We start from the raw sequence: 22,481 nt of genomic DNA on the forward strand, positions 1-22,481 counted from the left end.
TGCAGGTCGGTGTTTTCCCGCGAGTCAGACCGCGGGCTTGGCGCGCGAGGCGCGCCATCCGCCGTAAAGGGCAATCAGGCCCGGAATGATGATCATGGCCCAGATGATCTTGCTGAGATGGGTCTGCACGAAGGGGATGTTGCCGAAGAGGTAGCCCGCGAGCGTGAGACCCACGACCCAGATGACGCCGCCGGCGACGTTGTACGCCGTGAAGCGGCTGCGGGTCATCGCGGCGACACCGGCCACGAAGGGCGCGAAGGTGCGGATGAAGGGCATGAAGCGCGCCAGGATGATGGTGACGCCGCCGTGCTTCTCGTAGAACTCGTGCGCGGCGTCGAAGGCGCGCTTGTTGAAGAAGCGCGACTGCTCCCACTGGAAGACCTTGGGCCCGAAGTAGCGCCCGATCGTGTAGTTGCACTGGTCGCCCAGGATCGCGGCGACCAGCAGCACGGCGATCGCCAGCGGCAGGCTCATCATCCCCGTCCCGCACAGCGCGCCGACGACGAAGAGCAGCGAGTCGCCCGGCAGGAACGGCATCACGACGAGGCCGGTCTCGACGAAGACGATCAGGAAGAGCAGCGCGTAGACCCACATCCCGTAGGCGGCGACGAACTCGGCGAGGTGCTTGTCGACATGCAGGATGAAGTCGACGAGGAAGTGCATCAGATCCATGGGCGCGGATTATGGCGGGCGGTTTCTGAAGTGCTGATGAAGAAACGGGAGAGCGCCACCCCGGAAATGCAGTGCTGGCAAAGCAATGCGGGACGGCAGTGTGGTCCACCGAACAGAGTCAAGCCCTCCCGTCTGTCGTGGTCGGCCCTGGAACTGCGGCACCTTCTACAATCGCCCCCATGGACGACACCCTCGCCCCGACGGCGAACGCCGCGGCCGCTTTCGATCCCGCCGCCCCCTCGGGCCGGCGCGCGATCCGCGAACTCCCCGATGAACTGATCTCCCAGATCGCCGCCGGCGAGGTGGTCGAGCGCCCGGCGTCCGTCGTGCGCGAACTCGTCGACAACGCGCTGGACGCCGGCGCCGGCCAGATCCAGCTCAAGCTGATCGCCGGCGGCATCCGCAGCCTGATCGTCGAGGACGACGGCCACGGCATCCCCGACGGCGAACTGCCCCTGGCCATCAAGCGCCACGCCACCAGCAAGATCGGCACCCTCGACGACCTCGAGGCCGTCGCCACGATGGGCTTCCGCGGCGAGGCCCTCGCCGCCGTGTCGTCCATCGCCGAGCTGGCCCTGGTGTCGCGCTACACCGGCGCCGCGCACGCCTGGCGCCTGGAAGCCCGCACCGGCGAGCTCAGCCCCGCCGCGCGCGCCAGAGGCACCTCCGTCGAGGTGCGCGAGCTGTTCTTCAACACGCCCGCCCGCCGCAAGTTCCTGAAGAGCGAGAGCACCGAGCTCGCCCACTGCCTAGAAGCGCTGCGCCGCCACGCGCTGGCCCGCCCCGACGTCGGCTTCGCCGTCTGGCACGAGGGCAAGCTGGTCGACCAGTGGCGCGCCGCCCCGCTGCCGCAACGGATCGCCGAGGTCCTCAACGAGGACTTCATCGCCCAGAGCCGCGAGGTCTTCGCCGAAGTCGGCCCGATGCGCATCCACGGCCGCGTCGGCCTGCCCGAAGCCGCGCGCGCCCGCGCGGACATGCAGTACGTCTACGTGAACGGCCGCTACGTGCGCGACAAGCTGATCTCGCACGCGATCCGCTCGGCCTTCGACGACGTGCTGCACGGCCACCGCCAGCCGAGCTACGTGCTGTTCATCGACGTCCAGCCCGAGCTGGTCGACGTCAACGTCCATCCGACCAAGATCGAGGTCCGTTTCCGCGACGGCCGCGAGATCCACCAGCAGGTGCGCCGCGCGGTGGTGGCCGCGCTGGCGCTGTCGCGCAGCAGCGAGGACGGCTCACCCGGCACCGCCGCCGCAGGCGCTGCCGAGGCCGCCGCCCCGACCGGCCGCCAACGCTGGACCGGCACGCCGGCCTGGGAACAAGGCGGCATGGCGAGTGCTCCCGGTGCTCCCGGTGCTTCCGATGCGTCCGGCGCTCCGGGGCTGGCCGGCACGGACGGTCAGGCCAGCGGCGGCAGCCCGTCCGGCCAGTTCGCGTATGAGCCTCCGGCCCCGTACGCCGCGCCCTCCGCCAGATTCGCCGGCCCTGAGGGTTGGCGCGCCCCGATCCCGACCCGCGCGCAGACCGCGCTGGCGCTGGAGCAGGCGGAAGCGCTCTACGCCTCTGGGTCCGCCGGCGGTCTGCCGACCGCGTCGGCATCGGCCTCCGCGCTGTCGGCGCTGGGCGCCGCGCCGGCCGCGCCCTTGCCGTCCAGCCAAGCAGGCGAATGGCCGCTGGGCCGCGCGATCGCGCAGATCCAGGGCGTCTACGTGCTGGCCGAGAACGCGCAGGGCCTGATCATCATCGACATGCACGCGGCCCATGAGCGCGTGGTCTACGAACGCCTGAAGACCGCGCTCGGCGAGACCCGCATCGATTCGCAGCCGCTGCTCATCCCCGTCACCTTCGCCGCGACGCCGGCCGAGATCGCCACCGCCGAGGCGCAGGCCGAGACGCTGCAGCGCCTGGGCCTCGACATCTCGCCGCTGTCGGCCAAGGTGCTGGCCGTGCGCGAACGTCCGGCCCTGCTGGCCGGCGGCGACGTGGTCGAGCTCGCCCGCGGCGTGCTGGCCGAGCTGGCGCAGTTCGACGCCAGCCACGCGATCGAGCGCGCACAACACGAGATCCTCGCCACGATGGCCTGCCACGGCGCGGTGCGGGCCAATCGACAGTTGACCCTCGACGAGATGAACGCGCTGCTGCGCGACATGGAACGCACCGAACGCGCCGACCAATGCAACCACGGTCGCCCGACCTGGCGACAACTGACCCTGCGCGACCTGGACGCGCTGTTCCTGCGCGGGCGCTGAGTTCCCGCGACTCACCGCCCTCGCCCACCGACCGTCCCCTCCGTTCCGCCCTTTTTCCGTTCCGCCTCCTTTTCGTTCCGGCTCCTTTTCATTCCGGCTCGTTCCAGTTCGCTCCCGTTATCCCCGGCGGATCCCCGCAATTCACCCCGAAGCAGTACCGACATGGCCACGCTCAAACTCAACAAGAACAAACCGGCCGATGCCAAGTCGGCGGACGACAAGGGGCCGCGCCGCGCGCCGCTGCGCGGCAAGGGCGTCAACAAGCCCCGCCCGACGCTGGCGCAGGCGCAGACCGACCGCGCCGAACGCGAAGCCGCGTTCCAGCAGCGACTGGCCGAGGAAGGCCGTCAGCGTCGGGATCCGCGTCGCGACGATCGCGGCCAGGATGCGCGCGGTCCGCAAGGACGCGATGACCGCCGCGGCGGTCCCGGCCGTCCGCCGCGCGAAGGCGGCTACGGCGACCGGTCCGATCGCGGTCCGCGCCAGGACGATCGCGGCGGCTACGGCGGCCCACGCGGCCAGGGCGACCGCCCCGGCTTCTCCGGCGGTCGCCCGGAAGGCGGCGACCGTCGCCCGTACGGTGACCGTCCGCGTGCCGACGACCGTCCCCGCTTCGAGGGCGACCGCCCCCGTCGCGACGATCGCTACGGCGACCGTCCGCAAGGGGATCGCCCCTATGGGGACCGTCCGCGTCCGCAGGGGGATCGTCCCGATCGCTCCTACGGCGACCGCCCGCAGCGTGATCGCGCCTACGGGGATCGTCCTCAGGGCGATCGGCCCCAAGGCGACCGTCCTTATGGCGATCGACCGTATGGCGATCGACCCCGTGGCGACAGGCCCTATGGCGATCGACCCCAGGGAGATCGCTCCTACGGGGATCGGCCTCAAGGGGATCGCGCCTACGGCGACCGCCCCCGTCGCGACGATCGCGGCGGCGACCGGGGCGGTGATCGTGGCGGCGACCGCTACGCCCGTGGCAATGAAGACTCGCGCTACGGCAACGGCCCCGGCAACGGTCCGGGCGCCCGCTACGGCGACGATCGTCCCCGCCGCGCGCCTTACGGCGACCGTGACGCCGGCCATCCTTCCGACGTCCATGCCCGCGCCGAACGCGAGGAACGTGCCGAGCGCACCGACCGTCCGCGTCAGCCGGACGCGCCGCGCCAGCCCGCGCCGGTGCGCCTCGCCGACCAGGACGCCGGAGAGCGCCTGTCCAAGCGCATGAGCGAACTGGGTCTGGCCTCGCGCCGCGAAGCCGACGAGTGGATCGAGTCCGGCTGGGTGACCGTCGACGGTCAACTGGCCACGCTGGGCCAGCGCGTCGGCCCGGACGCGAAGATCGAGGTCGACCCCGCCGCCCGCGAACAGCAGGCGCAACGCGTGACCATCCTGCTGCACAAGCCGATCGGCTACGTCTCCGGCCAGGCCGAGGACGGCTACGAGCCCGCGTCGGTGCTGGTCAAGGCCGACACCCACTGGGGCGAGGACCCGGCCAAGATCCATTGGGCGCCGGGCCACGGCCGCGGCCTCGCGCCGGCCGGCCGTCTGGACATCGACTCCACCGGCCTGCTGGTGCTGACGCAGGACGGCCGCATCGCGCGCCATCTGATCGGCGAGGACTCCGACGTCGAGAAGGAGTACCTGGTCCGCGTCGCCGTCGAGAACGGCGATCCGGCCCTGCATCCGCAGCAGTCGCTCGATCCGCGCGCGATCGCGATGCTGACGCACGGCCTGGAGCTGGACGGCGTGCAGCTCAAGCCCGCCAAGGTCAGCTGGGCCAATGAAGACCAGCTGCGCTTCGTGCTGCGCGAGGGCCGCAAGCGCCAGATCCGCCGGATGTGCGAGCTGGTCGGCCTGAAGGTGCTGGGCCTCAAGCGCGTGCGCATCGGGCGCATCCCGCTGGGTCAGCTCCCGCCCGGACAGTGGCGCTACCTCGCGCCCTGGGAGCGCTTTTGAGCGTTCCGACGCCGGCGGCCGTCGACCGCGGCGCGAGCCCCGCGCCCGCGCTGCAGGTCCTCGCGCTGGCGATGCTGCTGGGCCTGCAGCCGGTCACGACCGACCTCTACCTGCCCGCCCTGCCCGGCCTGCGCGCCGACCTGCACGCGGGCATGGGCGCGACGCAGCTGACGCTGTCGGCGCTGATGCTGGCATTCGGACTGTCGCAGCTGCTGCTGGGTCCGCTGGGTGACCGCTTCGGGCGCCGTCCGGTGCTGCTGGGCGGCCTGGCGCTGTATGTCGTCGCCGCGATAGGCGCGGCACTGGCCTCGACCATCGACAGCCTGGTCGCCTGCCGCGCGCTGCAGGGGCTGGGCCTGGCGGCGTCCGTCGTCGTCGCCCGCGCGATGCTGCGCGACTGGTTCGAGCCGCAGGAAGGCGCGCGGATGATGGCCAAGGCGCTGTCGGGCCTGGGCGTCATCGCGCTGGCCTCGCCGCTGATCGGCGGCGTGCTCGCGGCCGGCGTCGGCTGGCGCTGGGCGATCCTGGCGACCGCCGTCTTCGGCGCCGCGACCCTGGCGCTGGTCGTGCTGCGCATCCCCGAGAGCCTGGCACGACCCGACCCCGGCGCGCTGCGCCCGGCGGGCCTGGTCGCCAACTGGCGGACCGTGCTCGCGCATCCGACCTTCCGCGCCTATGCGCTGCTCACGGCGCTCGCCTACGCGACGCTGTACGCCTTCCTCGCCGGCTCCAGCTTCGTGTTCATCGAGGTCCTGGGCCTGCGCCACCACACCTACGGCGCGCTCGTCGCCGGCGGCGCGGCGCTCTACGTCACCGGCACGCTGATCTGCCGCCGCTGGCTGCGCACGCTCAGCATCGCCGACACCGTCGCGCGCGGTGCCTGCTTCACCGCGCTGGGCGCGCTGGGCATGGGCCTGGCCGCCTTCGTGCTGCCGCCGTCGCCCTGGGCGCTGATGATCCCGCACGTGGGCATCATGATCGGCCACGGCGTGCTGCAGCCCTGCGGCCAGGCCGGCGCCGTCGGCCCGTTCCCGCGCCAGGCCGGCGCGGCGGCGGCGCTCTCGGGCTTCGCGATCGCGCTCGCGGCCTTCGGCGTCGGCGCGTGGCTCAGCGCCAGCCTCGACGGCAGCGTGACGCCGCTCGCCGCCACCATGATGGTGCTGGGCCTGTGCACCGCCACCTGCGCCTGGACCCTGGTCCGCCGGCACGGTCAGCCGATCCCCCGTCCCGCATGAGTCAACCCGCTCCCTTCGCCCGCTCCGACGCCGACATCGATCACGGCCTGGGCCCGCTCTGCATCGCCGGTCCGACCGGCTGCGGCAAGACCGCCGCGGCGCTCGCGATCGCGCGCCGCCAGCCGGTCGAGATCATCAGCGTGGACTCCGCGCTGGTGTACCGCGGCATGGACATCGGCACCGCCAAGCCGACGCCGGACGAGCTCGCGTCGGTGCCGCACCATCTGATCGACATCCTGGAGCCGACGCAGAGCTACTCCGCCGCGCAGTTCGTGCGCGACGCGCTGCGGCTCGTGCCGGAGATCCAGGCCCGCGGCGCGCGTCCGCTGCTCGTCGGCGGCACGATGCTCTACTTCAAGGCGCTCTTCGACGGCCTGTCGGAGCTGCCCCAGGCCGATCCCGCGCTGCGTGCGCAACTCGACGCCGACGCGGCCCGCGACGGCTGGCCCGCGATGCACGCACGGCTGGCCGCGCTCGATCCTGAAACGGCCGCGCGCCTGGCGCCGCTGGATTCGCAACGCATCCAGCGCGCGCTGGAGGTCTGCCTGCTCAGCGGCGAGCCGATGTCGGCGCTGTACCGGAGGCAGCGCTCACAGGGCGTCGACTGGCCGCTGATCTCGATCGAACCCTCGGACGCGGCGCGCGCCTGGCTGCATGCGCGGCTCGCGCAACGCTTCGCGCTGATGCTGGAACAAGGCTTCATCGACGAGGTCCGTCGCCTGCGCGCGCGCGGCGACCTGCACCTCGGGCTGCCGGCCATGCGTTGCGTCGGCTACCGGCAGGCGTGGGAACTGCTCGACGCGAACGAGGCCGCGCCCGACCTCGTCGCGCTGCAGGAGTTGGGCACCGCCGCGACGCGCCAGCTCGCCAAGCGCCAGATCACGTGGCTGCGGAGCATGCCGGAACGACGCATCGTGCCCGCCGAGGCCCCCGACGCGCTGGACACGCTCGACCGGCTGATCGCACACGTCGACGGCCTCTGACGCGGGAGCGCGCCGCGCAGGCGCCACAATCCCTCGATCGGCCTCCCGCCGCTCGACGACGATTTCGACGATGGTTCCGACGATGGATGTCCCGCTCCTCACGGCCACCGGCCTGACCAAGCGCTACGGCGCGCAGACGCTGTTCGATCACCTGTCGCTGACCTTGCACCGCGGCGAGATGCTGGCGCTGCTCGGCGAATCCGGCAGCGGCAAGTCGACCCTGCTGAACGGCCTGGCCGCGCTCGAACCGCTGGACCGGGGTCAGGTCGTGCTGCTGGGCCGCGACATCCTCTCGCTGGACGAATCCGGCCAGGCGCAGCTGCGCCGCGAGCAGCTGGGATTCGTGTTCCAGGCCTTCCACGTGCTGCCCCACCTCAACGTGCACGACAACGTCGCGCTGCCGCTGCTGCTGCAGGGCAAGCCCGACGCGAAGCGCGTGGCCGAGATGCTGGACGCGGTCGGACTCGCCGCGCAGGCGCGGCATCTGCCGCGGCAGTTGTCCGGCGGCCAGCTGCAGCGCGTCGCGATCGCCCGCGCGCTGGTGCACCGGCCCGTGCTGGTGCTGGCCGACGAGCCCACCGGCAACCTCGACCCCTCGCACGCCGACCAGGTCATGCGCCTGCTGCGCCAGCAGCTGCTCGAACAGAACGCGGCCTGCCTGCTGGTGACGCACTCGGCGCACGCGGCGGAACTCGCGGACCGCCGGCTGCGGCTCGAGAACGGCCACCTCGTCGAGGCCTGACCAGGCCGGATGCCGACATGAACGCGCCCACGCGCTCCCCCGCCCCGCCCTCCGCCCTGGCCGGTCTGCGCCGTGCCTGGGGCTGGTGGTGGCAACTGTCGTGGCCGGCTCTGCGTCTGCAATGGGGTCGGCAGCTCGCCGCGCTGCTGACGATCGCGCTGGGTCTGGCGCTGGCCGGCGCCGTGCACTGGATCAATGCGTCGGCGCTGGCGCAGTTCGAGTCCGCCGCGCGCCAGAGCAGCGCCCAGGCCGATGCCGAGCTCAGCCCCGGGCCGGGCGCCGCGCCGCTGTCCGACCGCTACTTCGGTGAACTCGCCGCGCGCGACGACATCGCCGCGCTCGCGCCGCGGCTCGACGCCAGCATCCGGCTGCAGGGCCGCGACGGCTCCTGGCAGCGCGTGCGATTGATCGGACTGGACCTGGTGCAGCTCGGCGCCTTCCATCCGCAGTGGTTCCCCCGGCTAGCCGGCGCCGACCTCGGCCGCGCGCTGCGCGAGCCGGCGCTGCTGGTCAGCGACGCGGCGTGGACGCGACTCGGCTTCGACACGGCGCCCGCCTCGCTCCGCGTGGACCTCCCCGACGAGCCGGCACCGCTGCCCGTCGCGGGCCGCGTGCCGGACCGCCAGCAGCCGCTGGTGATCGTCGACATCGCCTGGGCGCAGCAGCTGCTGCATCGTCCCGGGCAGCTCGACGCGATCCTGCTGCGCATGGCGCCGGGCCGCGCGGTGCCCGCCGACTGGCCTGCCGGCGTGCGGGCCCAGGCGCCCGAGGACCAGGCCCGCCAGCAGGCCGACGAGGCGCGCCGCCTCACGCGCGCCTACCGGCTCAACCTCGGTGTGCTGTCGCTGATGGCGCTGTTCGTCGGCGCGTTCATGGTCTTCGCGGTGCACAGCCTGTCGGTGGCGCAGCGGTTGCCGCAGCTCGCGCTGCTGGGCGTGCTCGGCATGAGCGCGCGACAGCGGCTGGCGCTGCTGGTGTCGGAGGCGCTGGTGCTCGGTCTGGCCGGCGCCGTGCTGGGTCTGGGACTGGCGGTCGCGCTCGCGGAGCTGGGACTGCATGCGCTCGGCGGCGATCTGGGCAGCGGACTCACCGGGCTCAGCGGCGGACGACCCGAGCTGCAGCTCTCGGCGGCCTCGATCGCCGGCCTGCTCGCACTGGGCCCGCTGGTGAGCCTGGGCGCCGCCGCGCTGCCGCTGGCGCGCCTGCGCGGGCTGCCGGTGGCGCAGGTGCTCAAGGGACTGGGCAGCGGCGGCGACGCCGGCCGCTGGTGGTGGCTGGGCCCCGTGCTGCTGGTCGCGGCCCTGCCTTTGACGTGGATGCGGCCGGTCTTCGGACTGCCGCTCGGGACCTATGCCGCGATGGTCGCCTTGCTGCTCGGCGCGCTGGGCACCGTGCCCTTCGTGCTGCGCGCGATCACCGGGCTGTTGCGCGGCTGGGCGGCGCAACGTGCGTTGCCGCTGCTCGCCGTGGAACGCGCCCGCGACCAGGCGGGCGAAGCCGGCCGGCTGATCGCCGGCGTGCTGGTCGCGCTGGCGCTCGCCGTGGCGATGCTGGTGATGGTCGCAAGCTTCCGACAGTCGCTGGACCAGTGGCTGACCGACATGCTGCCCGCCGACCTCTACCTGCGCCAGACGGCCCGCGACAGCGCCCAGCAGGGCCAGCCGATGCCGCCGGGGCTGGCGGCGTCCGCAGCCGCGCTGCCGGGCGTCGAGCGCGTGGCGGCGCAGCGCACCCGCGCGATCGGCATCCGGGTGCGCGGCATGACCGGCGGCACGACGCTGCTGGCACGGCCGCTGGACCACCGCCTGCCGCTGCAGGGCGACGCGGTCGCGCTGCCCGACGGCCTGCAGCCGGTCTACATCAACGAGGCCATGCGCGACGAGCTCCGGCTCGCGCCCGGCGACCGCTTCATGCTGCGGCTCGACGGACGCCAGCTGCCGGTGGCGGTGAAGGCGATCTGGCGCGACTACAGCCGCCAGAGCGGCGCGGTACTGATGGAGCGCCGCGACTGGGAACGGCTCAGCGGCGACGCCGCGATCACCGAGCTCGCGCTGTGGCTGAAGCCCGACGCCGACCCCGTGGCCGTGCAGGCGGCGCTGCGCGAGGTCTCCGGCGCGCCGGAGTCGCTGGAGATCGCGTCGGCCGGCGAGCTGCGGCGCTTCTCTCTGGCGGTCTTCGACCGCAGCTTCGCGATCACCTACTGGCTGCAGGCGGTGGGGCTCGGGCTGGGGCTGTTCGGCGTCGCGGCCAGCCTGTCGGCGCAGCTGCTGGCGCGCCGGCGCGAATTCGGCCTGCTGCTGCACCTCGGCCTGACACGGGCGATGCTGAGGCGGCTGGTGCTGGCCGAGACGCTGCTGCAGGCGCTGGCCGGCGCCGTGATGGGCCTGCTGGTCGGGTTGGCCATCAGCGCGGTGCTGGTGTTCAAGCTCAACCCGCAGAGTTTCCACTGGAGCATGGACTGGTCCATCCCCGGCTGGCGCGTGGCGGCGCTGCTGGCGGCCAGCCTGATGGCCACCGGCGCGACCGCCGCCTGGGCCAGCGCCCGCGCGCTGCGCGCCGGCCGCGGCGAGGCGCTGCGCGCCGTGCGGGAGGATTGGTGATGATCGGACGACGGCCTTTCCTGAACGGCTTCGGACTGGCGGCGCTGGGCATGGCGTCGCCGACGTCCTTCGCCCAGGGCCGGGCCTCGAAGCCCGCGAGAACGGCATCCTCATCGACGTCGACATCGGTCTCCGAAACGCTGTCCGCCGCGCCGCTGCGTTTCCCGCGCGACCACGGCGCGCACCCCGAGACCCGCGTCGAATGGTGGTACGTGACCGGCGTGCTCCGCACGACGTCAGGGGCCGGGCCGGGCGCGACGTCGACGACCGCGGACGAGACCCGCCCCGACTTCGGTTTCCAGCTCACCTTCTTCCGGGTCCGATACGACCTGAAGCGTCCGTTGCAGTCGGCGTTCGCGCCGGACCAGTTGATGCTGGGGCACGCGGCGATCTCCGACCTGGGCCGGCAGCGCCTGCTGCACGACCAGCAAGTCCTGCGGCACGGTTTCGCGCATGCGCGGACCGAGCTCGACGACACCCGCGTGCGACTGGGCGGGTGGCAGTTGCGTCGCGTCGACGGACCGCAAGGCCGCAGCCGCTATGCCTTGTTGATGGCGAGCGAGTCCGCCGGATTCGCGCTCGAACTGACCCTGGACGCGCCGCAGGCGCCGTTGCTGCAGGGACGTGCCGGCTGGTCGCGCAAGGGACCGGACGAGCAGCAGGCGAGCCGCTACGTCAGCGAGCCGCAGCTGGCCGGCACCGGCCGGCTCGCCTTGCGCGAAGGCGGCACGCGCGAGCTGCAGGCCCGCGCCTGGCTCGATCACGAATGGAGCAACCAGTACCTCGGGCGCGGCGCCGATGCGTCGCCGGACCGCGCGGTCGGTTGGGACTGGCTGGGGCTGAACCTCGTCGACGGCGCGTCGCTGACGCTGTTCCGGATGCGTGCACAGGACGGCGCGGTCATCTGGACCGGCGGGAGCTGGCGCGCGGCGACGGGCGGCGCGCCGGTCGACTTCGAGCAGCAGCTGCAGTTCGAGCCGCTGGCGTTCTGGAAGAGCCCGGTCAGCCTCGCGAGCTATCCGGTCCGCTGGCGGATCCGGACGCCGCGCGGCGTGTTCATCGTGGAAGCCGCCTACGCGGCGCAGGAGATCGATGCACGCCGCAGCACCGGCTTCCCGTACTGGGAAGGCGTGGCCCGCGTGGCCGACGAGGCCGGTCGCACGCTGGGCTGGGGATACCTGGAGATGACGGGATACGCGGGGCGGGTGCCGCTGTAGCGACCTGCTAGGCCGGTCGCGTGCCGCTGTAGCGGTTGCGACCCGAAGGGATCGCCGCGTAGGCGCGCACGCAGTTGCAGCCCGCGCCGCGCGCCATCGCCAGCGCTTGTCGGGCCTGTTGCAGGAGCTGGTCCGCGCCCTGCTGCGGCTCGCGCCGCCAGTCCTGCCAATGGGCCAGTCCGAGGCTCGCGCTCAAGGGCAGCGCCTGACCCTGCCAGCGGTAGTCGAGCGTCGCGACGCGGGCGCGCACGCGGTCGGCGGCGTCCAGCGCGCCCAGCGGATCGGTGCACGGCAGATAGGCGGCCCACACGCCGCGCGGCAACGGCAGCAGCCAGTCGCCGCCGCGCAGCTGCTGACGCACGAGCTGGTCGAGCCGCTCCTCCAGCGCCTGCAGACAGTCGTCGCCGTGCTGCTGCTGCAGCCGCGTCCAGGGATCGAGTTCCAGCAGCATCAGCACGCCGTCATGGCGGTGCCGCTGGGCGCGGGCGGCCTCGCGTTTGAGGTCGTCCATCAACTGCGCCTCGTCGGCGGCGGCGATCCGCGCCGCGGGCTCGCGACGCGCCGTCCAGCGCCGCCGCAGGAAAGTCCACCAGGCCCCGGGGCCCCTGTCCGAGTCTTGAGCCATGCCGCCCACCTTCGCCGGAGATGAGGATTGATTGCAGCACAGGAGCAAGCCGCGCGCCGCCCCCTTGAGCGAGGGAGGATAGGCGCTTGCGCCACGGTCCGTCGCGCCAGTTGTAACGAATCCGGATGCCCTGCAAGGACGTGTGCGCCGGGGCAGCGGCTGCTCTACAGTTGTCGGCTGTGTCCAGCGCCCGCGGCTTGGCCGCCCTGCCCGTGCACGCCACATCCGAAGAACGAGATCCGAGGGGCTCCAGCAACTCGCAGGATTCGCAGGATTCGCAGGATCCGCGCGATCCGCGCGATCCGCGCGATTCCGCGTTCCACGAGGCGGCCCCGCCGCCGTCCGCCGACCTGCCGATGCCGGCCGTCGTCGGCGCGCTGCTCGTGCTGCTGACCGGCCTGGCCCTGACCCTCAGCTCGATGCTGTGGAACCGCAACCGCGTCGTGGCCGAAGGCCATCGGGTCCTCGAGCGTCAGATGGAGCGCCTGGAGCGCGACGTCGTCCAGCGCTTCATCCAGCCGGTCTACGGCCTCAAGGGCGCCCGCGGGACCATCGCCGCGATGCACGGGCGCATCGACCGCACCGCCTTCCGCGCCTATGTCCAGTCGCGCGACCTGCCGCGCGAGTTCCCCGGCGTGCGCGGCTTCGGCTTCGTGCCGCGCGTGATGCGGACCGACCTCCCCGCGTTCATCGCCGCGCAGCGGTCCGACGGCGCCCCCCAGTTCGCGGTGCGCAGTTTCGGGGACAGCGCACCGGACCTCTTCGTCGTCGCGCACATCGAGCCGCTGTCGCAGAACTACCCGGCCTGGGGCTTCGACCTCGGCTCGGAGTCGATCCGCCGCCGCGCCATCGAGCAGGCCATCGCCACCGGCGAGGCGACCCTCTCCGCGCCGGTCCCGCTGGTGCAGGACCGCGCGCACGGGCCCGGTCTGCTGCTGCTGGTGCCGGTCTTCCGCGACGGGGCCGATCCCGTGACGCCCGAGCAGCGTCGCCAGGCCCTGCTGGGCGTGCTCTACGCGCCGCTGGTGGCGCAGGAGATCCTGCACGGGCTCAAGGAGGGACTGGCGGCCGCGCCCATGGACTTCCGGCTGCTGGTCGACGATCACACGCCGGTCGAGGATCTGCTGCTGGATTCCGTCACCGGCATCCAGCCGCTGGACGCCCCGCCGCAGGCGCAGCCCGGCTACGACGGCCGTCTGGTCAAGGATGAGCACCTGGTGGAGATTTCCGGCCGCGCGTTCCGCATCGAAGCCGCGCTGACCACCGCCTACGAGCGCAAGATCATCGACGCGGCGAGCTGGGAGCCCGGGCTCATCGGTCTCGTGCTGACGACGCTGCTCGCGGCGATGACCTACCTGCTGATGGCCGGCCGCGCGCGCGTGCAGGCGCTCGCCGACACGATGACCGAGGACCTGCGCCGCCTGACGCTGGACCAGCAGGCCATGCTGGACACCGAGATCATCGCCATGGCCAAGCTGCGCGGCCGGCGCATCGTCTGGAAGAACGGCGCGCTGGAGCGGCTGTTCGGCTACGAGAAGCACGGCATGCTGGGCCTGCCGGTGCGCGATCTCTACATCGACGAGGACACTTTCACCGCGCTCGGCCGCAACGCCTATCCGGTGCTGCGGCGCGGCGGACACTATCGCAGCCAGCAGCAGATGCGCCGCAAGGACGGCAGCCTGGTATGGGTGGACCTCAACGGCGTGGCGCTGCCGGGCGAGCGCGACGAGGAGACCACGCTCTGGATGATGGTCGACATCACGCAGAGCAAGGCCTACGAGGCGCGCGTCGAGCGCGCCGCCTTCCACGACGCCCTCACCGGCCTGCCCAACCGCGTGCTGCTGGCCGACCGGCTCCGGCAGGCGATGGCGGCGGCGCAGCGGCAGCGCTGGTCGGTGGCCGTGGCCTACCTGGACCTGGACGGCTTCAAGGCGGTCAACGACGCCCACGGGCATGACGCCGGCGACGAGGTCCTGAAGGCCGTCGCCGAGCGGCTCTCGACGACGATACGCGCCACCGACACCGCGGCGCGGCTGGGCGGCGACGAGTTCGTCGTCCTGCTGGCGGCGCTGCCGACCCCGCGCGACAGCCGCGCCACCTGCGAACGCCTGCTGCGAAAGATCCTGGAACCGGTCCACCTGAGTTCCGGCGTGACGGTGCAGGTCGGCAGCAGCATGGGCGTGGCCCATTACGCGCTGGACGGCGTCGACGCCGAAGTGCTCATGAGCCGCGCCGACCAGACGATGTTCGAGTGCAAGCGCGCCGGGCGCTGCCGGATCCGCTGGCTCAACGGCGCGCAGCCGCCGGACGAGATCGATCTGTCGTCGCTGCGGCAGTCGCCCGCGGCGCTGGCGCAGGCCGCGTCTGCCGCGTCTGCCACGTCTGCCACGTCTGCCGCGGCATCGACCGCCGGCTCCGCCGAGCCCGAGCCGGAGCCCGAGTACCGCGAGGGTGACCGCCGTCACGGGCGCTGAGCGCGTCGTACAGTCGCGGGATGACGATCCTGACCACCCCCCGGCTGCGCCTGGAGCCGATGACCGACGCCCACCTGGACGGGCTGTTCGAGATGAACCGCGACCCCGAGGTGATGCGCTACATCACCGGCAAGCCCGACACGCTGGCGGACACGCAGGCCATGATCGACCGGGTCAAGAAGCGCTGGGGCGACTGGGGCTTCAGCTGGTGGACCTTCTTCGAGGTCGAGACCGGCGAGATCGTCGGCGCCGGCTGCATCCAGCACCTGCGCGGCGAGACGACGAATCCGCACGAGATCGGCTGGCGCCTGCGCCGCGACCGCTGGAGCAAGGGCTACGGCTCGGAGGCCGCGCGCCGGATGGCGTCGTTTGCGTTCGACACGCTGCAGGCGCCCGAGATCGTCGCGGTCTGCGAGCCGGACAACGGCGGCTCGGTCCACATCATGAAGAAGCTCGGCATGAGCTACCGCGAGACGCAGCGCTGGCACGAGACCGACATCGCGATCTACGGCATGACCGCGGACGAATGGCGCCGCTCGCCGTCCGCCGTCAAGGCGGCAGAAGAGATGTTGAAGACACCTCGCGGCGTCTGACGCGGAGCGTCACAACCCGCCGACGAAGTAGCGTTTCAAGCCGGACAGGATCATCTCGACCGCGATGGCGGTCAGGACCAGGCCCATGAGCTTCTCGATCGCGGAGACGACCGAGTCGCCGAGCAGCTTGCGGATCCGGTCCGCCAGGATCAGCGCCAGGAACGAGATCAGCATCGCCGTGAACAGCGCGCCTATCCATTCGGCGACGCGGTCCGGCTGGCGCGAGGCCAGCAGCAGCACCGTCGCCATCGCCGACGGGCCGGCCAGCAGCGGCACCGCCAGCGGGAAGATGAAGGGCTCGCGGCCCGTCTCCACGCCGTAGGCGGACTCGCCGGCGTGGCTGAAGATCATCCGGATCGCGATGATGATCAGGATCACGCCGCCGGCGACCTCGAGCGAGCGCTCGGACAGGTGCATCAGCCGCAGGAAGCCTTCGCCCAGGAACATGAACGCGAGCAGCACCGCGAAGGCGATGCCGACCTCGCGCAGCGCGACCTTCAGCCGGCGTTCGCGCGGCACGGCCCGCATGATGGGGATGAAGATCGGCAGGCTGCCCAGCGGGTCGAGCACCAGCAGCAGCAGGATGAGGGCGGAGAGGAAACTGTGATCCATGGGGCGGGATTCTCGCCGATGCCGCGCCGCGGCGGCCCGGCGTTGGGGCGCCGCCACGCACGCTTCGTTCATCGGGATCCGTAGAATCGCAACAATTCCTCGCCACGACACCGATGACGAACAAGATGAACGACCGGTCGGACAAGAAGCCGGACAGGACGCCGAGCAGGACGTCGGACAAGAAGGCCGCCACCGCCCGACCGACGGGCCCCGTCGCGCTGGACGCGATCGACCTGCGGATCCTGGAGGCGCTGCAGCGCGACGGCCGGATGTCCAACGTCGATCTCGCGACCCAGGTCCACCTGTCGGCGCCGCAGTGCTTCCGCCGCGTGCGCGCGCTGGAGGAACGCGGCGTGCTGCGCGGCTACCGCGCCGACGTCGCCCCGCTCGCGCTGGGGCTGAGCGTCACCGCCTACGTCAGCCTGAACATCACCGCGCAGGCCTTCGTCCGCGTGCGCGAAATCGAATCGCTGATCCGCGACTTCCCCGAGATCCTCGAGTGCCACACCGTGTCGGGGGACTCGGACTACCTGCTCAAGGTGGTCGCGCGCGACCTGCAGGCGCTGTCCAAGTTCCTCACCGACAAGCTGATGCAGCTGGACGGCGTCGCCGATGTGCGTTCGATGATCTGCCTGGAGGAGATCAAGCCGCCGGCGGGGCTGCCGGTCAACTGACCCGTGCGCCCTTCGACGGCACGGCAGTTTCCAGCGCCGCAATCGTGTAGTTCAAGGCTTCGTGCTTGCGTTGGGCGGTCGCGAACTCCGTGCTCAGGCTGCCGGGCGCCTCCGATTTCAGGTCGGACAAGCGGGTCATCGTCTTCAGAAGGTCGTCGCGTGCGCCAAGCAATGCCACCAAATGGCCGCCGTTGCCGTGGAACGCATCGGTAAGCCGCAACTGGGCGGTGGCGGGCAGGTCCTTCAACGCGCGACCGGCTGCCTTGGCCAGGTTCTGGGCGATGAAGACGGCCTCGGCGCCGGCATCCGCATCGGCGCCTTCCCGCTGCCTGTACGCGCGACGCAGCTGATCGACGACCAGCATCATGCGTCCCGTGACCTGGTCCGCCACCCGGCCTTTCCAATCGCCGGAGGTGACGGCGCGCTTCAGCTTCTGGGCCGGCCCCAGGGAATCGTCGATCTCCCGGAACAGTGATCCCATCGTCTCCTGCAAGGGCCGCGCTTGCGTGGCCCTTTGCAGAGCGGACTCGCTGGCGGCACGTGCCTGAGCCAGCGCGCGGGTCGTCGCTGCCTCGTCCGCTTTCGACACCATCGAGAGGTCGGGCAGGGAATGGCTTCTCGGCAGCCCGGTGGGCACCTTCGGCAGGCGTGCCAGAGCCGCCATGAGTCTGCGTTCCCTGAGTCTTTCGGCAGCAAGATCTTGGGCAGCCGGATCGTGCGTAGGCACGGTGGGCAGAAGGCTCAGCAGACGGGCCTCTTCGGACGCCGCCTTCGAAGTCGAAGTCGAAGTCGAAGTCGAGGTCGAGGTCGAGGTCGAGGTCGAGGTCGAAGTCTGGGACGGGGACGGGGACGGGGACAAATCAGTCTGCGTGCCACTCTCGCTCTTCGTCGGACGCGTGTCCGTACTCCGGAGTCTTTCCAGGCACGCGGCGTATGCCGCGTCCGAGTCATCGTCGTCCAAGAACACCGAGTTGTCCTCGCCCAAAGACGAGGTGTCGGATTCACCGCCCCACTCTTCCTGGAAGGATTCGCCACCAGAACCGGTGCTGGCAGGCCGCCGCGTCGACAGGTCGATCGTCCGCAGGAAACTGTCCAGTGAGTCGGCACCCCGTGGTCCAAGTTGCGCCGCCAGCAGCTGGCGATAGTCCCTGTCAGCCTGGGACGTTCCTCTGGACGACACACTCGCGCGGTCATCGTCGTACTCGTCCCTCTCCAGCGCCCGGTGCGCTTCGAACATCGCCAACGTGGCAGGGCTCGAGCGCGACAGGCCGTCCTCGCAGGCCACGGCCAATCGCGTGTCCTCGCCCTGGCTCGCACGGCGATGCATCGAAGCCTGGGCACGCATCGCATCGCCGCTGAGCTGCTGCGGGCGCTTCGGATCCACGAGGGCCTCGTGCATCCGGACGAACTGGGTGGCGTCCGGCCGATCACCATCGTTCACTTCGGACTGGAGCAGCCAGCTGCCGTCGTCGGTCATCCCGTCCAGACGCCGGAAGATCGCCGTCACCGGCCGACCATCGGCGCCTGGCACCTGCCACTGCACCGTATCGCCGGACCTGCGCAACTGGGCCAGCAGCGCGCTGGGCACCCGGCCTTCGGCCACGATCATGTCCGTGATGCCCTTGGACTTCAGCGTCGAGGCGAAGGCGACCGCCTCGGCGCAACGCGCCGGTTCCCTGGTGGGCTGGGGCAGGACGGCCTGCATCACCGGCGCGAAGCCACCGAAGGCGGGTGTCATCAGGGCGCTGATGAACGGGGGCACGATGCCCGCCAGCCAGCATCCGGCCGCGGCTGCGGCCACGGCGACTTGATGGGCCATCAACGGATCCGCCCCCGGCGGCCAGGGCTGATAGGGCGCGATGCCACCCGCCAGGGGCGGCTGCCCGATTGAAACGCAATTCGGCACCACGCCGAACGGCTGCGAAGGGAAGGAGTGGAACATGCGGGAAGTGGGCAGCCCCTGCGAGGGCCACGACGAGGTGCTGAGACAGCTGCTTGTGTGTCCCGCCGCCCTTCCCGGGTTCGCGCACGGATGAACGGCGTTCAGCCGCGCGGATGGTGGACGGCGTGCAAGGCCTTCAGGCGTTCCCGCGCCACATGGGTGTAGATCTGCGTCGTGGAGAGGTCCGCATGTCCCAGCAACAGCTGGACCGCCCGCAGATCCGCGCCATGGTTGAGCAGGTGCGTGGCAAAGGCGTGCCGCAGCGTGTGCGGCGAGATCGGACTCGTGATCCCCCCGATGAGGGCGTACTTCTTGACGATCCGCCAGAAGCTTTCGCGCGTCATCGACTGGCCGAAGCGGCTGAGGAACAGGTCGTCGGTGCCGCGAGCGCCGAGCAGTTGCGGCCGGCCTTCCTTCAGGTAGCGCATCAGCCAGACATGCGCCTCCTCGCCGAACGGGACCATCCGTTCCTTGTCGCCCTTGCCGGTCACGCGCAGCACGGCCTCGCGCAGGCCGACGTGCACGCTCTTGAGGGTCACGAGTTCGGTGACGCGCAGGCCGCTCGCGTACATCAGTTCCAGCATCGCGCGGTCGCGCAAGCCCTGCGCGGTGCCGACGTCCGGTGCGTCCAGCAACGCCTCGACCTGCAGTTGCGACAGCGTCTTGGGCACGCGCATCGGCTGCTTGGCCGTGATCAGCTTGAGCGTGGGATCGCGGTCGATGCGGCGCTCGCGCAGCGCCCAGCGGAAGTAGCGCTTGAAGACCGACAGACGCCGGTTCGCCGAACTCGCCTTGCCGCCTTCATGGCGCGCGGCGGCGTAGCCCATCAGGTCCAGTTCCTCGACCTGGTCGAGCGTCCGGTCCCGTTCCAGCGCCAACCAGTCGACCAGCAGCTGCAGGTCGCGTCGATAGGCCAACTGCGTGTTGCGGGACAGCCCCTCCTCGATCCAGAGCGACTCGATGAAGGCGTCGACGGCCCGCCGGCTGCGTTCGCGCGCGGAGGACGGGACGACGGGGTCGGAACCGGATGGCAACGATGGCGATGACGATGACGACATGCCGCGCATGATGCCAGCGCCGGCACCGGTGCGACGCCGGGCACCGAGGGTCTGCGCCGTTCAGAGCCGTTCAGCGCCGGCGGACCGGCCGCTCCGGCGTGGCCTCGGCCACGGCCTGCATCAACGCCTCCTTCAGACAGTTCAGCGCCAGCACGGACTGCGTGCAGCGCGTCATGGCCGCTTCACCGCCGGGCACGCCGTGCGTCGCCTTGCGCAGGGACTCCGCCAGCCTTTCCTCCAGCGCGGCAAAGCCCGTGTCGAGCACGCTGTGTCCCGATCGCAATGCAACGCCGACGCGATCGATCTCTTCCCGGTCCATCTGGCGCAGCGCTTCGCCCGCATGCTGGCGCAGCGCCCGGACCACGAAGTCGCGCTCGTCCAGCGAACTGGCGCGCCGATCGTGTACGTGCCGATAGTCGACACGCATGCGTCCGATGAGCGGAATCAACTGCGCCTTCAAGCCGTCGTCCATCGGCGTCATGACGCCGCGCCCCCGCTTCACCGTCAGGCTGTGCCACAACTTGGCCCACAACATGGGCTCGCGCTCCGCCAGTTGCAGCAGGAGCACCCGGATGCTCTTTCCGAGCCGACGCGCACGCCCGCGGTCGCCCATCCAGAGCAGCAGGTCCTCGCTCGGCTGCGCCGCAGCCTTCGGCGGCATCCACGCGATGCCAGTGATCGAGGCCGCGTCCGTGGGAGCAAAAGCCCGGCTTGCCGAGGACGGCTGCTTGATCCCCTGACGGGCCTTGCGCAGCTTGCTGCGCAAGGCGGTCTGCGCATCCCGGAAGTCGGGCGCGCCGATGCGCAGGATTGCGGCGGTTCCTGAACTGGAGGCAATGGTGGCGGACATCGGGAGGACCTCGTCGTTGTCGATGGTTTGCGTTCGTGCCACCCCACTGCCCCGCTGTTCCCGAACCATTGGGGAAACCATGACTCCGTCAGGAACTCCGGGAACTTTTTGCAATCTTCGAAGTAAAAAAAGGGCCCGCGCCACCACGCGCGGGCCCACGGAGCAACCGCCACAGGCAGCGGTTGGTTGGGACAGGTGCCGCCCCTGGGAGCGGCGGAGGGAGAAAGAGGGACGGAGAAAGAGAACGAAGGAAACTCAGCCGATGCGGACCGGCACGAAGATCTTGTCGCCGCCCCGCTGCACGAGCAGCGCGACCGATTTCTCCGCGCCCTTGACCGCGCTGCGGACCTGGTCGAGCGACTGCACCGGCGTGCCGTTGACGGCCAGCAGCACGTCGCCGGGACGCACGCCGGCGCGCGCCGCGGCGCTGCCCTCGCCGACTTCCTGGATCAGCAGGCCGTCGCGGGTACCGAGCTGACGGCGCTCGTCGGTCTGCAGCGGACGCAGCGTCAGGCCCAGCTTGGCATGATCCGCATCCGCGTCGCCGCCGCCCTTGGCGAGCTTGGCGCCCTTCTCGTTCGCATCGCCGAGGGTGGCGGTGATCGTCTCGCGCTTGCCCCCGCGCCAGACCTCGATGTCGACCTTGTCGCCGGGCAGGGACTGGTCCACCAGGGCCGGCAGATCGCCGCTGGAGACGATGCGCTGCCCCTTGAAGCCCAGGATGACGTCACCCGAGCGCAGGCCGGCCTTGGCGGCCGGGCCGTTGTCCTCGACGTTGGCGACCAGCGCGCCTTCGGGCCGGTCCAGCTTGAAGGAGTCGGCGAAGCCCTGATTGACCTCCTGCACCATCACGCCGAGTTTGGCGTGCTGCACCTTGCCGCCCTTCTCGATCTGCTGGCGGACCTTGTTGGCGACTTCGACGGGAATCGCGAACGACAGGCCCTGATAGCCGCCCGACGCGCTGTAGATCTGCGAATTGATGCCGACCACCTCGCCGCGCGCGTTGAACAACGGCCCGCCGGAGTTGCCGGGATTGATCGCGACGTCGGTCTGCAGGAAGGGCACGCGGCTCTCGTCCGGACCCAGCGAGCGACCCTTGGCGCTGATCACGCCCGCGCTGACGCTGTTCTCGAAACCGAAGGGCGAGCCGATGGCCAGCACCCATTCGCCCACGCGCAAGTCCTTGGTCGCGCCCAGGCGGACGGTCGGCAGATTCCTGGCTTCGATCTTCAGCACCGCGACGTCGGTCGACTTGTCGCTGCCCAGGACCTTGGCGCGGTATTCGCGGCGGTCGGTCAGCTTGACGACCACCTCCTGCGCGTCCTGCACCACGTGCGCGTTGGTCAGGATCACGCCGTCGGCGCTGACGATGAACCCCGAGCCCTGGCCGCGGATCTCGCGACTGCCGCCCTCGCCGCCCCCGTTGGGGCCGCCGGGCATGCCCGGCACGCCGAAGCGACGGAAGAACTCGTAGAAGGGATCGTCAGGATCGATCTGCGGCGCGCGCGCGGCACGCGTCTTGACGGTGCCGGACACGCTGATGTTGACCACCGCCGGGCCCTGGGCCGCAGCGATCTGGGCGAAGTCGGGCATGCCCGCAGGCGGCGGCGTGAGGTTCGCGGCAGGCGCGGCCGCGTTCGCCAGCGGCGTGGTGACGGCGGCCACCTGCGTGTCTCCGCCAGACGTCGACGCCGAAACACCGTCGGTCGAAGCCTCCGACGAGGTCTGCGCGACCGGCATCAGCTTCGCATTGCGCATCGCGAGCGCACCGCCCGCAGCCCCCAGAACGCCGGCAGCCGTCAGCGCCCACACCAGTTTCTTCACCGGAATCATCTTCTCCACTTGAGTCATGTGAACCTCCAGATTCGCTGAGCACCAGCCGGGATGGGCCCGGCGGCGACTCGATGACTGGAAGTTTGAGCACCTTCGCTTAGGTCGCTCTTAATGCTCGGAAGCGGCGCGGTGAAGGACCGGTAAAGCGGAGCGGGACGCCGCT

17 protein-coding genes are annotated in these 22,481 nt (G+C 71.2%); 10 read left to right on the forward strand and 7 right to left on the reverse strand.

Annotation, left to right across the window (positions count from 1 at the left end; all coding sequences use genetic code 11):
• Positions 1–24 precede the first annotated feature (24 nt).
• The gene (locus ACQZ13_RS18670) at positions 25–672 is read right to left on the reverse strand and encodes a DedA family protein (protein ID WP_431046992.1); all 648 of its coding nucleotides are present in this window, start codon (positions 670–672) and stop codon (positions 25–27) included.
• A 179-nt stretch (positions 673–851) separates the two neighbouring features.
• Between ACQZ13_RS18670 and mutL the strand changes: the two genes are divergently transcribed.
• From mutL to ACQZ13_RS18705, 7 genes are all read left to right on the forward strand, one after another.
• On the forward strand, positions 852–2,924 hold the full coding sequence (gene mutL / locus ACQZ13_RS18675; RefSeq protein WP_431046994.1) for a DNA mismatch repair endonuclease MutL: 2,073 nt from the start codon (positions 852–854) through the stop codon (positions 2,922–2,924).
• Positions 2,925–3,086: 162 nt separating this feature from the next.
• On the forward strand, positions 3,087–4,880 hold the full coding sequence (locus ACQZ13_RS18680) for a pseudouridine synthase (RefSeq protein ID WP_431046996.1): 1,794 nt from the start codon (positions 3,087–3,089) through the stop codon (positions 4,878–4,880).
• Positions 4,877–6,115, forward strand: coding sequence for a multidrug effflux MFS transporter (locus ACQZ13_RS18685; RefSeq protein ID WP_431046998.1), 1,239 nt, complete (start codon positions 4,877–4,879; stop codon positions 6,113–6,115). Before ACQZ13_RS18680 ends, ACQZ13_RS18685 begins: the two co-directional genes overlap by 4 nt.
• Positions 6,112–7,098 carry a tRNA (adenosine(37)-N6)-dimethylallyltransferase MiaA gene (gene miaA, locus ACQZ13_RS18690; RefSeq protein ID WP_431047000.1) on the forward strand — a complete coding sequence of 329 codons (987 nt, stop codon included), beginning with the start codon at positions 6,112–6,114 and terminating at the stop codon, positions 7,096–7,098. Before ACQZ13_RS18685 ends, miaA begins: the two co-directional genes overlap by 4 nt.
• Before the next feature lie 82 nt (positions 7,099–7,180).
• On the forward strand, positions 7,181–7,840 hold the full coding sequence (locus ACQZ13_RS18695) for an ABC transporter ATP-binding protein (protein WP_431047002.1): 660 nt from the start codon (positions 7,181–7,183) through the stop codon (positions 7,838–7,840).
• Positions 7,841–7,857: 17 nt separating this feature from the next.
• Positions 7,858–10,440 carry an FtsX-like permease family protein gene (locus ACQZ13_RS18700; RefSeq protein ID WP_431047004.1) on the forward strand — a complete coding sequence of 861 codons (2,583 nt, stop codon included), beginning with the start codon at positions 7,858–7,860 and terminating at the stop codon, positions 10,438–10,440.
• On the forward strand, positions 10,440–11,657 hold the full coding sequence (locus ACQZ13_RS18705) for a lipocalin-like domain-containing protein (RefSeq protein WP_431047006.1): 1,218 nt from the start codon (positions 10,440–10,442) through the stop codon (positions 11,655–11,657). Before ACQZ13_RS18700 ends, ACQZ13_RS18705 begins: the two co-directional genes overlap by 1 nt.
• A gap of 7 nt (positions 11,658–11,664) precedes the next feature.
• On the opposite strand, the gene ACQZ13_RS18710 is transcribed toward ACQZ13_RS18705, so the two are convergent.
• A complete protein-coding gene (locus tag ACQZ13_RS18710) occupies positions 11,665–12,282 on the reverse strand; it encodes a GGDEF domain-containing protein (protein ID WP_431047008.1) in 618 nt (205 codons plus the stop codon).
• 212 nt (positions 12,283–12,494) lie between these two features.
• On the opposite strand from ACQZ13_RS18710, the gene ACQZ13_RS18715 reads away from it, so the two are divergent.
• Both ACQZ13_RS18715 and ACQZ13_RS18720 read left to right on the forward strand, forming a co-directional pair.
• Positions 12,495–14,756: a CHASE domain-containing protein gene (locus ACQZ13_RS18715; protein ID WP_431047010.1), complete on the forward strand. Its 2,262-nt coding sequence runs from the start codon at positions 12,495–12,497 to the stop codon at positions 14,754–14,756.
• Positions 14,757–14,776: 20 nt separating this feature from the next.
• Positions 14,777–15,349 carry a GNAT family N-acetyltransferase gene (locus ACQZ13_RS18720; protein ID WP_431047012.1) on the forward strand — a complete coding sequence of 191 codons (573 nt, stop codon included), beginning with the start codon at positions 14,777–14,779 and terminating at the stop codon, positions 15,347–15,349.
• A 9-nt stretch (positions 15,350–15,358) separates the two neighbouring features.
• Here ACQZ13_RS18720 and ACQZ13_RS18725 read toward each other — a convergent pair whose 3' ends face one another.
• Entirely contained in the window at positions 15,359–15,961 is a 603-nt protein-coding gene (locus tag ACQZ13_RS18725) for a MarC family protein (protein WP_088408191.1), read from the reverse strand.
• 113 nt (positions 15,962–16,074) lie between these two features.
• Between ACQZ13_RS18725 and ACQZ13_RS18730 the strand changes: the two genes are divergently transcribed.
• Positions 16,075–16,635 carry an Lrp/AsnC family transcriptional regulator gene (locus ACQZ13_RS18730; protein WP_431047015.1) on the forward strand — a complete coding sequence of 187 codons (561 nt, stop codon included), beginning with the start codon at positions 16,075–16,077 and terminating at the stop codon, positions 16,633–16,635.
• On the opposite strand, the gene ACQZ13_RS18735 is transcribed toward ACQZ13_RS18730, so the two are convergent.
• The 4 genes from ACQZ13_RS18735 to ACQZ13_RS18750 form a co-directional block, all read right to left on the reverse strand.
• On the reverse strand, positions 16,628–18,577 hold the full coding sequence (locus ACQZ13_RS18735; protein WP_431047017.1) for a hypothetical protein: 1,950 nt from the start codon (positions 18,575–18,577) through the stop codon (positions 16,628–16,630). The genes ACQZ13_RS18730 and ACQZ13_RS18735 overlap by 8 nt on opposite strands.
• Before the next feature lie 101 nt (positions 18,578–18,678).
• Positions 18,679–19,635: a site-specific tyrosine recombinase XerD gene (xerD, locus tag ACQZ13_RS18740; protein ID WP_431047019.1), complete on the reverse strand. Its 957-nt coding sequence runs from the start codon at positions 19,633–19,635 to the stop codon at positions 18,679–18,681.
• Positions 19,636–19,705: 70 nt separating this feature from the next.
• Entirely contained in the window at positions 19,706–20,566 is an 861-nt protein-coding gene (locus tag ACQZ13_RS18745) for a hypothetical protein (RefSeq protein WP_431047021.1), read from the reverse strand.
• Between the two features lie 174 nt (positions 20,567–20,740).
• Complete coding sequence (locus tag ACQZ13_RS18750) at positions 20,741–22,336, reverse strand: DegQ family serine endoprotease (RefSeq protein WP_431047023.1); 1,596 nt, start codon at positions 22,334–22,336, stop codon at positions 20,741–20,743.
• Positions 22,337–22,481: the final 145 nt, after the last annotated feature.

Origin of the sequence: Roseateles sp. L2-2 (assembly GCF_050613215.1) — a bacterium.
Taxonomy (GTDB): Bacteria; Pseudomonadota; Gammaproteobacteria; order Burkholderiales; family Burkholderiaceae_C; genus Roseateles; species Roseateles noduli.

Bases quoted from the DNA above. Each gene is read 5' to 3' on its own strand.
- ACQZ13_RS18670 (WP_431046992.1), bottom strand. From the start codon at position 672: ATGGATCTGATGCACTTCCTCGTCGACTTCATCCTGCATGTCGACAAG.
- mutL (WP_431046994.1), top strand. From the start codon at position 852: ATGGACGACACCCTCGCCCCGACGGCGAACGCCGCGGCCGCTTTCGAT.
- ACQZ13_RS18680 (WP_431046996.1), top strand. From the start codon at position 3,087: ATGGCCACGCTCAAACTCAACAAGAACAAACCGGCCGATGCCAAGTCG.
- miaA (WP_431047000.1), top strand. From the start codon at position 6,112: ATGAGTCAACCCGCTCCCTTCGCCCGCTCCGACGCCGACATCGATCAC.
- ACQZ13_RS18695 (WP_431047002.1), top strand. From the start codon at position 7,181: ATGGATGTCCCGCTCCTCACGGCCACCGGCCTGACCAAGCGCTACGGC.
- ACQZ13_RS18700 (WP_431047004.1), top strand. From the start codon at position 7,858: ATGAACGCGCCCACGCGCTCCCCCGCCCCGCCCTCCGCCCTGGCCGGT.
- ACQZ13_RS18705 (WP_431047006.1), top strand. From the start codon at position 10,440: ATGATCGGACGACGGCCTTTCCTGAACGGCTTCGGACTGGCGGCGCTG.
- ACQZ13_RS18710 (WP_431047008.1), bottom strand. From the start codon at position 12,282: ATGGCTCAAGACTCGGACAGGGGCCCCGGGGCCTGGTGGACTTTCCTG.
- ACQZ13_RS18720 (WP_431047012.1), top strand. From the start codon at position 14,777: ATGACGATCCTGACCACCCCCCGGCTGCGCCTGGAGCCGATGACCGAC.
- ACQZ13_RS18725 (WP_088408191.1), bottom strand. From the start codon at position 15,961: ATGGATCACAGTTTCCTCTCCGCCCTCATCCTGCTGCTGCTGGTGCTC.
- ACQZ13_RS18730 (WP_431047015.1), top strand. From the start codon at position 16,075: ATGACGAACAAGATGAACGACCGGTCGGACAAGAAGCCGGACAGGACG.
- ACQZ13_RS18735 (WP_431047017.1), bottom strand. From the start codon at position 18,577: ATGTTCCACTCCTTCCCTTCGCAGCCGTTCGGCGTGGTGCCGAATTGC.
- xerD (WP_431047019.1), bottom strand. From the start codon at position 19,635: ATGTCGTCATCGTCATCGCCATCGTTGCCATCCGGTTCCGACCCCGTC.
- ACQZ13_RS18745 (WP_431047021.1), bottom strand. From the start codon at position 20,566: ATGGTTTCCCCAATGGTTCGGGAACAGCGGGGCAGTGGGGTGGCACGA.
- ACQZ13_RS18750 (WP_431047023.1), bottom strand. From the start codon at position 22,336: ATGACTCAAGTGGAGAAGATGATTCCGGTGAAGAAACTGGTGTGGGCG.